The following is a 13,888-nucleotide window of genomic DNA, read 5'->3' on the forward strand; positions in this document are numbered from 1 at the left end:
TCAGCCGGAGGGGGCGATGGCGCAGGTCGAGTCGCGCACGGTGGGGGCGACGTCAGGCCCCACGACGAGCCCGAACGTCACGTCGGAGCAGGTGACCCCGCGGATGGCGCCCTCGGCCCGCCCCGCCCAGATCAGGGCCGCCCGCGACGCCCCGGAGACCTTCACCCGGTCGATGACCGGGGTCGAGCGGTCACCCGCCTGGATGCCGACCTCCCCGCCGCGGATCGTGGAGCCGACCACCGTCGGCGCCGCCGTTGCCGTGGCCGCGACCCCCACGGTGTTGTCGGTGAACGTGCTGTCCTGCACCGACCCGCCGCTCGCGTCGAGGAAGCACACGCCGCACTGCGCGTTCTTGACGAACGTCGACCCGGCGATGCTCGCCACGTGCCCGCCGGTGAGGACGACGCCCGCGGAACCGTTGCCGGAGAACCTGGTTCCCGTCACCTCGAGGCTCGTCGTGGTGCGGCGTGCTCGGGCGTCGGGGTCGTACATGAGGATGCCGGCACCGCCGGTGCCGTCGCGGTTGGCGACCCCGCCGCTCAGCGCCGAGTCGGTGACGACGAGCGAGGCGGTGGGCCCGACGAGGACGACGCTGGCCGGCTGTTTCCCGGTGTGGCGCAGCGAGAGGTCGGCGACCGACACGGCCCCGTCGGCGATGGCGAGCACGGCGAAGTCGGGGACGGACGACTCGAGCACCGTGGTGTCGGTCCCGGCGCCGCGGATCGTGATGGGGGACAGCAGGACCAGGACGTCGTCGAGCCGGTGCGTCCCCGCGGCGAGCTCGATGGTCGACCCGGCGGGCAGCTCGGCCACGGCGGTGAGGAGGTCGTCATCCGTGCCCACCCGGCGGGTGGTCGGGAGCGTCTCACCCGTGCCGGTCATCGTCGCGGTCAGCTGGCGCAGCACGGCCCCGGCGACGGGCCCCTGGGTCGTCACCGCCCTCAGCCCCGACTCTAGGGCCTGCCGCGTGCGCGCGACCTCGCAGCCGTACTGGGCGAGCTGTGTGCGCGCGGTGGTCAGGGCGTCCTGGAAGGCCACGTTCTCGGCGCTCGTGGCCGATGCGCTGGGCGTGGGGGAGGACGTCGCGCTCGCGCCGGGGGAGGGGGAGGCGGGCGGCGGCACCTGGTCCTGGTCGACCGGGCCGAACCCGACCACGTAGTCCTGGGTCGCCTCGACGATGGCGGACACCGCCTCGGCGCAGCGGTCCGGCGTCTGCGACGGGGGCGTGGGGGTGGGCACCCCGCCCGATCCGGTGCCGGTGCACCCGGCGACCAGCAGGAAGGCCGCGGTGGCGAGCACGACGAAGCCGCGCGCGCGCCCCGTGCCCTGGCCCCTCCGGCTCCTCACACGCGGAGCGTACCGTCGGCGCCTCCACCGCCGCGGCGCTCCCGCGAGGTCAGCGGGGTGGCGCCCAGCCCGGTGAGCACCAGACGGACCAGCCACAGGAGCAGCACGGCGAGGACGAGGGTCGTCGGGCCGGCGGCACCGGCCGCCGGGACCGCCCCCACGCCCGGGGCCCGGGAGGGTGCGGCACCGGTGAGCACCGGCGCCCAGGGCGCCACCGCTCCCGTCCGGGTGGCCGCCGCCACGGCGCCGACCACGGCGACCACCTCGACCGCGGCGACGTGCGGCCGCGCGTCGCGCTCGTCAGTGATCGCCGGGCCGGTCCTGCGGGCCACCTCGGGTGCGGGGACGGCCCGCGTGGTCGAGGAGGTGGCCGAGGCCGGGGTGGAACCGGTACGGGAGAGCGGGGCCGCGAGGCGCGCACCCGGGGCGAGCAGCGCGGCCATCAGGCCGTCGTCGGTGTGCCCGAGCCCGAGGACGTGGCCGAGCTCGTGGAGCAGCACCGAGAGGAGGTCCATGCGCCCGCCGGTCGCCGACCAGCCCCAGCCGGCGGCGTCGTCGTCGAGGTACACGGTGCTGCCGACCGTGGCACCGAGCTCGGTGCCCGGGAGGGAGGTGACGACGACCTCGAGGCCCGCGAGGAGCGTGGCAGAGGCCCCGGCGGCGAGCCAGGTGGCGCGCGCCGTCGTGGTCGCCGTGGCGGCGGCCGCCGAGAGCGCCGCACCCGACGACGGTGACGTCGCCACACCGGGCCCGGCGGACGTGGCCCGCAGGAACACCGCCGGGGGGATGTACGCGGGGTCGTCGGTGCGCAGCCGGACCGAGGTGAACGTCGCGCTCGAGCCGCGGGTCAGCAGGCCCGCGTAGCCGTCGACGACGCCCGCGTTGTAGCCCGCGCTCACGGCGAACGACCCGTTGACCATGAGGCTGGCCGACGCGCCCTTGAGCGTGACGGTGAGCGTGTAGGAGGTGCTGGCCGACAGGACCCACGCCACCGCGGTGTCGACGACGAAGCCGCCGCGCGGGTTCACGTGGCCGAGGAGGACGCGCTGCCCGGGGACGTCGAGGACGGCGAGCTTGAGGTTGTCCGGGCCGTAGACGTCGAACGCGATGCCGGCCATCCCGGAGGTCTTCAGCGTCGTCGTCAGCTCGAGCCACGACGTGCTCGCGATGCGCCCACCCGAGGTGGCGCCCGTCGCCGGGTTCGGGACCGGGACGACGGCGAGCGCGGGCTGACCCGCGGCCGCGGACCCGGTGAGGCCGGTGGTGCCGGAGCTCCAGGTGCCGGCCGGACGCGGCGTGATCTTCGCGGCGTCCTTGGTCAGGTCGACCGTCGTGTCGAGGGTGACCTGCGGAGGCAGGACGCGCACCTGGACGTTGTCGAACTGCCCGCGGGCGTTGTCCGAGCCCATGCCGACCATGCCCTTGTTCAGGCCGTACGCCTTGCCGTCGATGATGCGCGCCGCGAACGTGTTGGTCAGCGCGGCGGCGCCGTTCACGGACACCGTGACGGTCGTGCCGTTGACGGCCACCGTCATCGGGAGGAACGTCCCCGCCTTGGCGTTGTAGTTCGTCCACTTGTCCACGACCCAGCCGGCGGTGGTGTGCCGGCCCATGACGAGCTTGTTCGTCGACATGTCGATGCCGGCGAACTTGAAGTCGGTCGGCGAGAAGTAGTCGAAGATGATGTAGGCGTTGGCGCTCCACCCACCCGTCGGCTTCACCGTGGTGATGTTCGCGAAGATCTCGTAGTAGATCGGCAGGTAGGTGTCGACGTAGAAGACCGCTGCCGCGTCACGCCCGAGGCTGGCCGCGGCGACCGACAGCGCGCCGTTCTCGATGGCGAAGCTGCCGGAGTCCACGAAGAACCCGTCGAGGGTGGCCGTGCTGTTGAAGTCGGCCGTGCGCAGGACGTCGCGCTTGCCTCCGGGGATGTTGCCGGGCTGCGGGTCGCGCGGGCCGCCGGTCTGGTCCTGCCAGGCGTCGTCCTTCTGGGTGACGACGGCGGCCTCGCCGAACGGCTCACCGAAGCGGGCCACCGAGCCGGCACCGACCAGCTGGGCGATGGTGAAGTCCGCGCCCTGGGCCTGGGAGAGCCGGTAGAGGAAGTCCTGCAGCTGCGGGTTGGGCGAGCGGCTGACGGTCGCGGCACCGAATGCCGAGAACGGCACGAGGTAGCTGTTGAACTCGCCGACCCAGTCGATGAGGCGGTCGCCACCGGTGTTGGCGATGAGGACGTCGAGCCCGGCGCCGCCGTAGGCGCGGTCCTCGTAGGTCGCGTCGGTGTCGGTGGTGTCGTTGAGGCCGCCGTTGGTGGTCTTGAGGTCGTCGCCGTCGAGGAGGTCGTTGCCCCAGCCGCCCCACATCGTGTCGCGGCCCGTGCCACCGACGAGCCAGTCGTTGCCGTGGGCCCCGAAGATGACGTCGTCACCGTCGCTGGCGGTGCCGGTCGTCCCCGCCGGGCGCTCGGCCGCGTCGTGGCTGAGGAACCACATGAGGCCGCTGCCGGTCTTGCTCAGGCCGCCGGTGGCGGTCAGCTGGATGATGCGGCGCGGGTCGTACTCGTCGTAGAGGATGAAGTCGCCGCGCGCCCGGTCGAAGCCGAGGAGCGTGCCGTCGTTGAACGGGCGGGTCCAGCTGGTCTCGACGACACCGGTGGGCACGGCGCCGGTGTAGGTGGCGGCCCACGAGTTGAGCGCCGCCTCGGCACCGGAGATCGCGTCGTCGCCGGAGGCGCCGTGGAGGAAGTCGTCGCCGAGCCCGCCGAAGATGACGTCGTTGGCGTAGTTCGGCACGAACAGCGGGTTGTCGAAGCGGCCGTCGAGGGCGAACGGCGTGATGTCCACGGCCTTGGTCAGCCTGCCGGTCGGGAAGATGACCGCCACCTGGATGCGGCCCGGCGTGGTGATCTCGACCTGGAGGTTCGCGGTCGTCACGCCGTTGAGGAGCTCGGTGAGGCCGTTGCGGCTGGTGTAGATCCGGCCGTCGTCGCCGATGACGCCGTCGGTGCCGGTGCCGCCGGAGATCCAGTCGTGGCCCCAGCCACCGACGACGTCGTCGTCGCCCGCGTCACCGAACACGACGTCGTTGCCGCCGCCGGTGTAGACGGTGTCGTCGCCGGCCTCGCCGTGCACCTCGTCGGAGCCCCAGACGTCGACCGTGCCGGTGCCCGAGCCCGCGGAGGCGGCCTGCGTCATCCCGGGGAATCGGGTCGGGTTGAGGTCCGGGCCGCCCGGGGAGTAGTCGAGGAGGACGACCGCGCGCGGCAGGAGGCGGACGGCCTCGCCGTAGGTGTCGTAGGTGAAGACCGGGTACACGGGGTTGGCCGCGGAGACGACGATCCGCAGGACCTGGCCGTTGTCGCCGACGATCGTGTCGGAGTCGCGGCCGTGCAGGGCGGTCTCGTCATTGCGGCCGGCCGCCTGGCCCGAGCCACCGAAGAGCAGGTCGCCGACGTCGGGGCGCTGGCCCATGGTCGTGAGCGAGTACAGGTCGGACGAGCCGCCGATGATGTCGTCGCGGCCGAGGCCACCGAAGACGATGTCGCGTCCGCCGCCGCCCTCGATGTAGTCGTCGCCGTCGGTCGTCGCGCCCACCGACGGGACGAGGGTGAGGCGCCCGGCGGCGTCGCGGACGGCGCCCACCGGAGTTCCGTCGATCGAGCCGTCGCCCTGGATGGTGTCGTTGCCGAGCTGGCCGAAGATGATGTCGTCGCCCGCGCCACCGGCCACGTAGTCGTTGCCGAAGCGGTTGTCGTTCAGCGCCTGGGTCGCGGTGTCGTGATCGACGAGCGTGATCCGGAAGTCCGACCAGGCGGTGGTCCCCGCGGGGTCGAGCTGCCAGGCGGCCGTCACGAGCGCCTGGCCGGCGGTGAGCAGGTCGGTGCTGTAGATCTTCGAGCCGCTGAGGATGCGGAAGCGCGGGCTCGTGTGGTTGCCGAAGGTGGTCGTGCGGTCGAGCACGACGTTGTCGCCGAACACGAGGTCGCGGCCGTCACCGGCGTCGATGGTGTCGCCCGCGGCACCGCCGACGAGGACGTCCTCACCGGCGCGGCCGCGGATGACGTCGGCGCCGCCGATGGCGTTGTCGATGACCGCGGCGCGGGCGATCTGGAGGCTGCCGCCGAGGACGAGCCAGGTGATGATGCCGTGGTCGCCGAGGACGAGGTCGTTGCCGGCACCGACGTCGATGATGTCGCCGGCCGCGCCGCCGAGGACGACGTCGAGGTCGGCGCCGGTGGTGATCGTGTCGCTGCCGCCGACGGTCGGCGAGACCGTCTCGAGGACGCCGGACGACAGCGGCAGCTGGCCCCAGCGGCGGGTCTCGGTGGCGATGGCGGTGAAGCGGCCGTTGTCGCCGACGACGATGTTGCGGCCGTTGCCACCGTTGACGACGTCGGCCCCGGTGCCGCCGATGACGACGTCGTCGCCGTTGCCGGTGGTCACGGTGTCGTTGCCGCCGGAGGTGACGTCGGTGCTCCAGATGCGGTCGAGGTCCGCCGGGTCGCCGTCGAGGAGGACGGTGTCGACGAAGCCGTGGTCGGCGATGACGATGTTCGGCTGGTCGGAGGTGGTCGCCGTCTCGCCGTCGTTCGTCGTGATGGCGTCGCCGCCGGCGCCGCCGAGCACGATGTCCGAGCCGAGTCCGGTGCTGATCGTGTCACCGGCGCCGATGGTCGGGTCGACCGTGACGACGATGCCGACCAGGCCCTCGACGCCGTCGGTCTTGTCGCCGAAGCCGCCGTGGCCGGAGACCGCGGTCGCCGCGGCCTCGAGGGCGGCGAGCACCGCGGCATCCACGACGACGCCGCCGAGGCCGGTGACCGGGACGGTGCCGGGGGTGAACCACAGGACGCGCCCGCGGTCGCCGACGACGATGTCGCCGCCGGTACCGGTGCGGATGGTGTCGGCGCCCTGGCCGCCGAAGATGACGAGGGGGAGCGAGGAGCCACGCGCGTCGACGTCGTCGTCGTCCGGTCCGCCGAGGGTCGGGACCGTGAAGGTCTCGGTGTGGCGGCGGGTGACCTCGACGACGACGAACGACGCGGCACCGTCGCGCTGCGTGCCGGCCGCGATCGTGAGGACCGTGCCCGACTGGGTGAAGGAGGTGAGGACGCCGTTGACCCAGACCCGGATGCCGACGACCGCGTGGGCGGTGGTGCCCAGGGTGGCGAGGTCGACCGTGGTCGTGCCCGAGGCGCGCTTCGTGGTGACGGTGCGGACGTCGAGGGTGACGCCCACGCTGTCGCCGGGGTTGAGCGAGTCGAACAGGCCGACGATGTCCTGGCGCGAGCTGACGACGTAGCGGCCGGCCGCGAGTGCCGCGCCGTTCACCGTGATGACGACGACGGTGTCGGGGCTGGTCGGCTCGTCGCCGTCACCGAGGCCGGGGGAGGCGAGCGGCAGGACGTTGTCGTTCGGGCCCTGCGTGTTGAGGACGAGGAACCCGTCCTGGCCGGCGGTCAGCGACACGACGACGAGGTCGTTGCCGAGGCCGGTGTTGACCCACGTCGTGGTGCGGACGCCGGCCCGGTTGTGGGTGCCGTTGACGGTGATGCCGTCGGCGCCCGAGCCGGTCCAGATCCGGATGCCGTCGGCGAAGGTCCCGGTCGGGCCGGCCTTCCACGAGATCCCGGCCGGCGCGAGCCCGACGAGGAAGATCTCGCCGGTGGCGGCCAGCGCCGCGTCGCGGGCGAGCGCGGCGGCCGAGACGTCGGTGAGGAGGACGGAGGTGTCGCCGACCGGGCTGTCCTCGTCGCTGACGAGGAGGGTGTGGCGGCCCGCACCGAGGTCGAGGTTGAGGGTGCCCTGGACGAGGTCGAGGTCGCCGGCGAGGAACTGCGGCTTCTCGGTCAGGCCCACGGTGGCCTTCGAGGAGACGTAGACGCGGTCGTCGCCGAGGCCGAAGGACACGTTGGTCACCGGGCGGGTGCCCTGGACGTTGAGGACGTCGCTGCCGGAGCCGAGCGAGAGGTTGAGCGTCTCGAGGCCGTCGTAGGTGATGCCGTCGCGGCGGGGGCCGTCGGTGGCCGCGGCGCCGGTACCGAGCGCGTCGAGGCGGACGGTAACGGGGTGCGCCGGGTCGGCGTTGACCTCACCGCGGAAGCCGATGAGGTAGGTGCCGCCGGACATCCAGACGTAGACGCTCTCGGAGCAGCGGGTGACACCGGCGACGCCGCACGTCATCGAGACGCCGGTGTCGGCACCCGAGGTCTGCGGGAAGAGGAGCAGCTGGAGCGCGAGGCGGACGGCCTCGGGAGTGGTGCCGACCGCGAAGGTCACGGCGCCGATGCCCGTGGTGACGCCGTCCTTGACCTGCGACAGGACCACCGTGAACGAGGTGGCGCCGGCCCGCGGGGTCACGGCGTAGACCTGGTCGAGCGCCCTCGGCCGGCCGAGCTCGTCGGTGCCGCCGGGGCCGGCCGCCATGTCGAGGCCGGTCACGGTGCCCTGGGTGATGGTGCCGAGGTTGTCGTTGAGGTCGGCGGAGTCGTCGAGCCACGCGGTGTCGGCGCCGGCGCCGCCGTCGAGGACGAGGAGCGCCGCGAGGAGGTCGAGGACCCCACCGGTGCTGCCGATCCGGAAGGTGTCGTCGCCCTCCTTGCCGAGGACCAGGGTGTGACCCACGACGGTGCGGACGCTGACGGTGTCGCTCCCGCGGCCTGCGTCGATGGTCGTCGTGCCCACGTGGGTGGTGTCGACGGTGAAGGTGTCGGCGCCGTAGCCGAGCAGGACGGTGAGGTCCTCGAACGCGGAGTAGACGATGCCGCCGAGGACGGTCACGCCTCCGAGGACCGAGTCGCCGGCCATGCCGAGCCCGGCGATGCGGGTCGCGCTGAGCCTGCCGACGTCGGCGGCCGGGCTGTCCTCGTTGTGGACGATGAGGCGGTCGACCTGGGCGGGCTCGACCGCGCCGGCCGTGGACGCGGTGACGGGCAGCGGGGCGCCCGAGGACTCGCCGGGCAGGAGGATCGGCAGGTAGCCGTCGAGGCTCAGCTGGACCGGCGGGTTGGGGTCCTCGCCGCCGCTGACGAACAGCGGGCCCTGGATGCCGGTGAGGCGGCGCGAGCGCTCGGGGAAGGCCTGGACGTCGTTGCCGTCGACGATCGTGTCCTGCACCGCGCGCAGGGTGACGGTCTGGGGGACGGCCCAGGTGCCGGCGGTGAAGGTGAGCCTGAGCGAGCCGTCGGACTGGACGACCTGGGTGCCCGTGGCCACGAACTCCACCTGGATGCGCGAGCAGCCGCTCGGCAGGCCGCAGTCCGGGCCGTCGATGTCGAGGGTCTGCGTGGCGATGGGCAGGAGGGTCACGGTCACCGTCTCGCCGGCGGCCGGCGAGCGGGTGAGGCGCACGGTGTAGGTCGCGGTGCCACCGAACTGGGTGGCCAGGGCGCCCTCGACGAGGCGCAGGACGGTGTCACCGGTGGGGGAGACGACGACGCCCTTGGTGTCGGCGTCGTGGACGAGCACCTGCACGCCCGGGACGGTGGCGCCGGGCAGGCCCACCACGACCACCTTGGTCGTGCCGAGGACGAACGCACCGACACCCCACGGGTCGACCACGGTGATCGTCGTGGCGGTGTTCGAGGCGATGACCCGGTAGAAGACCTCCCCGGTGAGGCCGACGATGCGCAGGATCGCGCCCGTGAGCCCGCCCGCGGCCGTCGGCAGCGTGACGCCGGTGAGGGTGACGGTCCGGTTGTCGCCGCTGACCGCGGTGACGGTGCCGGTCAGCTCGCCCGTGGCCGCGGGGGCGGTGTAGCCGGTGATGACGAAGGTGCTCGTGGCGTCGGGCAGGACGTCCCAGTCCTGGTCGACGACGATCGTGTTCGCGAGGTTGTCCCACACGGTGCGGACCTGGCCGGCGCCGGTCCCACCGGTGATCCGGATCAGGAGGCCGCGCAGGGTGTGCGCGGTGTACGGCGTTCCGGCGACGGTGAACTCGTCCGGCCGGCCGGTGAGTCCGGCCACGGTGCCCGTGATCGTGTCGCTGCTCGTCACGACGCTGCCGACGATGACGACGTGCTGGCCCTCGACGGCGCCGTCGCCGACCGCGGTGACGATGATCGTGCGCAGCGCGTCCCAGTTGGCGGTGGTGAAGGTCAGGGTCAGCGAGGAGGACGGGGTCGCGCCCTCGGCCGCGTCGACGAACTCCGCGGACGTGGCGAGCTGGAGGCGCAGCTGCGGGCCACCGGTGATGGTCACGGTCACGGTGCCGAGCGGCGCGCGGGTCAGCTGCACCGTGTAGGTCTCGCTCGTGCCACCCGGGCCACCGGACCCGACCGGCTCGACGACCGCGATGCCACCGGAGGGCTGGACCACGGCGACGACCGGACGCTCGTCGTCGAGGAGGCGGACCACGGTGTTGCCGACGACGAGGCCGGCGTACTCACCGACGCCGCGGACCATCCAGCGGCTCGTGGAGTCGAGCGCCACGGCCCAGGCCGCGACCGTGAGCGAGTTCGAGGTGTTGGAGACGATGGTGCGGACCTGGCCGGCGCCGGTGCCGCTGGTGATGACGACCTGGAGGCCCGCGAGGGTGCGGGTGCCGAACGGTGACGCTCCACCGGCCGTGAGGGTCGTGGCGGTGGCGGACGAGACCGTGCCGGTGAGGCGGCCGGCGACCATCGTCTGGAGCGGCACGAGCAGGTCGCCCTCGGCGGCGTTGTCGAAGATCGCGCGCACCCGCAGCATCTGGGAGGCCGTGGACCCGGCGGCGAAGACGAGGGTCACCGAGGTCTGCCAGGTGACGCCGTCGAGGGAGAGCTCGAGCGCGCGGCTGCGGCCGTTGATGTCGATCGCCGGGGCGACGACCGTCACCTCCACCTCGGTGGTCGGCACGAAGGTCGGGCGGATGCGGATGGTGCCGGTGACGGTCTGGCTGCCCTCACCGACGACGATCGTGCCGACGCCGATGGTGTCCACCGACAGCGCCGGTGCGTCGTCGTCGAGGATCTCGGTGCCGACGCCGTCGACGGGGATGCCCGTCCAGCTGCCGGCGACGGTGCTCTCCACCGAGTTGCGGACCAGGCCGCTGTGGCCGAGCAGGTCGTCGGCCTGGACCGCGGGCGCCTGGCCGCCGACCTCGATGCGGTCGCTGCCGAGCCCGCCGAAGATGCTCGTCTGGACGGCCGGGTTGGTGGAGACGACGAAGAAGCGGTCGTCGCCCTCCATGCCGTAGACGCTGAGCCGCTCGACGTTGACGTAGGAGACGAAGCGCCCGGCACCGTAGACACCGGTGGCGGTGACGACGAAGGTGTCGCCGACCTCGGTGCCGATGACGACCACGAGGTCGTTGCCCTCGCCGCCGTCGATGTTCACCGGGGCGTTGGTGGCGTACTGGATGAAGTCGCGGCCCTGGCCGGCGTTGACGGCCGTGACGGCCGACTCGGCGACGAAGGTCCGCACGATGAAGGTGTCGTCGCCGGCGTCGCCGTTGAGGGTCAGCGTGGCCTTGTTGCGGAAGACCTCGAAGACGTCGTCGCCGCTGCCGCCGTTGAGGACCGCCGGGAAGGAGATGCCGTTGGAGAGGCTGCCGCGGGTCGACACGAAGAACTGGGCGGCGGGGATGCCGAACTCGACGTCGAGCGTGTAGGCCGTGAAGACCTGGCCGACGCGGAACTTGTCGTTGCCCGAGCCGCCGTTGACCGTGACGACGGTGGAGGTGTCGTCGAGGGCGAAGGTGTCGTCGCCGGCGTTGCCGTTGATGACGACGCTGCCGTTGATGCCGTCGGTGTAGGTGACCTTCTCGGCCGACGCGAAGCGGCCGTCGCCCTGGCGGGCGGAGAGCAGCGCGACGAGGCCGGAGCGGAGCAGGAAGGTGTCGGAGGTGGCCGGGCCCTCGATGTAGAGGACGTTCGTGCCGCCGTCGTAGCCGGTGTCGATGACGTCGATCCGGCTGTTGCCGACGCCCCAGAGGCCGACGACCGAGGTGTCGGAGCCGGCGCCGCCGTCGAGGGTGAGGCGCTGGCCGTCCATCGGGTTGGTGCCGGGGGCGTCCGGCACGGCGTTGACGACGAGCCAGTCGGTGCCGCCCTGGCCGTTGACCCGGGTCGTGCCACCCACGGCCTCGACGAAGACGCGGTCGTTGCCCGGACCGGCGTTGACCGTGGTCGTGCCGGCCAGGGTGCTGTCGACCGTGAGGACGTCGCTGCCGGAGCCGAGCGAGAGGTCGAGCGACTCGAACCCGGCGTAGCCGAGGTAGCCGTCGGACATCCGGGTCACCGAGGTGAGCACGGCCGGGCCGCTCGGCGCGCCGGTCAGCGGGTAGCTGCCGACGGCGTTCAGCGTGATGAGGCGGGCCCAGCCGGCCTCGCCCGCGAGGGCGCCGGCCCACGTGATCGCCCAGCGGCCGCCGGCCCGCGCGACGACGACGTCACCGGCGTCGATGCCGTCGAGGGCCTCGAGCGCCCGGCGCACCTGGGCGGCCGTGGCGTCGTAGTCGAGCTGCGAGGTGGTGCCCAGGCCGGCGACGGTGAGGGTGAAGCGGCCGTCGGCGGCGTTCTGGACGGTGACGACCTGCACCAGGCTCGGCCGCGGCGCGGACCCGGTGAGCGTCATCCCGAGGCCGGCGATGGAGTGGTTGGTGACCACGCCGATCACCTCGGCGCTGGTGGCGACGTCGTCGACGAACAGGCGGTCGGTGCCGGTGCCGCCCTCGAGGGTGAGCACCGAGGTGATGCCGCTGATGACGCCGCCGATGCCGGTGCTCGTCGAGCTGATCCGGATCGTGTCGTCGTCGGCGCCGGTGTCGACGGTCACCGGGCCGCTGGTGCTGCGGATGATGACGAGGTCGTTGCCGTCGTAGGTGTTGATCGTCGTCGGGCGGGCGGGGCCGGTGTGGCTGCTGTCGATGACGACGGTGTCGTTGCCCGAGCCGTTGCCCATGAACAGGTTCTCGACGCCGAGGTAGGTGATCCCGGCCGGTGAGAGGCCGAAGCCGTTGACGGTCGTCGACGTGATGACGCCGGCGTTGGTCGTCGTGTCGCCGGTGTCGTCGAGCGAGACGATGTCGAGGCCGGTCAGCGAGCCGGGGCCGCTGCCGCCGTCGACGGTGAGGAGCGCGTCGATGTCGTCGAGCAGGCCGCCGGTGTTGGGCCAGGTGGCCGCGGTGAACCCGACGGCCGCCAGGGTGCCGATGGCGAGGAGGTCGTCGCCCTCGCCGAGCTGGACGAGGTGCTCGACCGCGGTGCGCCGGACCGCGACGCGGTCGCCGCCGCCGAGCGTGCGGATCTCGACGAGGTCGATGCCGGAGTGGTCGACCGCGCTCTGGTCGGCGGCGCCGCCGGGCAGCACCCGCCGGACCTGCCCACGGCCGCTGGTGACGTCGACGACGAGGTCGTCGCGCAGGCTCGTGCCCCACACCTCGAGCCGGTCGGTGCCGGCGGAGTCGGTGACGTGGACCCGCGTGCCGATGGCGTTGCGCAGCTCGACCCGCACGACGTCGTTGCCGCCGAGGGGCGTCAGGGTGGCGTCGCCGGTCCAGGCGGTGGCCGAGCGGGCGATGCCGCCGATGAGGACCGCGCCGTCGGCGTCGCCGATGAGGAAGCGGTTGGCGCCGGTGCCGCCCTCGATCTCCGCGGCCTCGAAGATGCCGGAGAGGTCCTCGACGGTGCCGGAGGTGAAGTCGACGCCGTTGCCGGCGGCGGTGCCGACGACGAACAGGCTGTCGTAGAGGCCGAAGTCGCTGTTGAACGACTCGACGAGGGTGTCGCGGCCGCTGGAGTCGACGAAGGTGTCACGGCCCGCGCCACCGGTGACCCGGTCGTTGCCGTCGCCGCCGTCGAGGACGTCGTCGAACGGCGTGCCGATGAGGCGGTCGTTGCCGCCCTCGCCGCGCAGGATGACCGCGACCCGGTCGGTGGTGAGGGCCGAGGCGTCGAGGCGGTCGGCGCCGTCGGCGCCGCGCACCTCGATGGTGTCGCCCTGTGACCGGACGCCGTTGCCGACCCAGACGCCGTAGCCGCCGATGCCCGCGATCGACACCTCGTTGGCCGGCCGTCCGGCGCGGGTGACGTAGGTGAGGGTCACCGTCTCGTCGGCGGAGGAGCCGAGGACGACGACGGCATCGGTCGACCCGGCGCCGACGTCGATGCTCACCTGGGTCAGCTGGGCGCTGGCGAGGTAGCCGACGGTGATGGTGTCGGAGCCGGTCCCGGCGTCGACGAGGAGGACCTCGAGGCCGGTGGTGTCGCGGTTGACGCCGTTGAGGGCGAGGCGCACGCCGTCCTGGGTGCTCGTCGTGTCGTCGACCGCCGTCATCACCAGGGTGTCCGAGCCGCCCGCGAGGGTGAGCGTGAGGATGTCGGTGCCCGCGCCGCCCGTGATGACGGGGGCGCGCGTGGTGTCGAGCGTGATGAAGAGGTTGTCGTTGCCGGAGCCGCCGTCGTACACGGCGGCCAGGCCCTGCAGCTGGTCGTTCTCGGACCCGCCGAACAGCTGGTCGGTGGCCGAGGACCCGGTGAGGACGTCGGTGCCGCCGTCGCCGTTGAGGGTGACGGTGCCGGTGCCCTCGTGCTCGAGGAAGTCACGGTCGGCGCCACCGT

2 protein-coding genes (1 of these 2 running past the window's edge) are annotated in these 13,888 nt (G+C 73.0%); both read right to left on the minus strand.

Features of this window, described 5'->3' with window-relative positions:
* Nucleotides 1-1,347 (minus strand): right-handed parallel beta-helix repeat-containing protein, encoded by a 1,347-nt coding sequence (locus ACFLFB_RS02185; RefSeq protein ID WP_392544071.1) that lies wholly within the window; start codon nucleotides 1,345-1,347, stop codon nucleotides 1-3.
* On the minus strand, nucleotides 1,344-13,888 hold the final stretch of the coding sequence (locus ACFLFB_RS02190; RefSeq protein WP_392544072.1) for an FG-GAP-like repeat-containing protein. 30,757 nt of this gene lie beyond the right edge of the window; only the last 12,545 of its 43,302 coding nucleotides appear in the window; its start codon lies beyond the right edge, outside the window; its stop codon occupies nucleotides 1,344-1,346. The genes ACFLFB_RS02185 and ACFLFB_RS02190 overlap by 4 nt, the downstream gene beginning before the upstream one ends.

This window comes from Oryzobacter telluris, assembly GCF_043099285.1.
Classification (GTDB): Bacteria; Actinomycetota; Actinomycetes; order Actinomycetales; family Dermatophilaceae; genus Oryzobacter; species Oryzobacter telluris.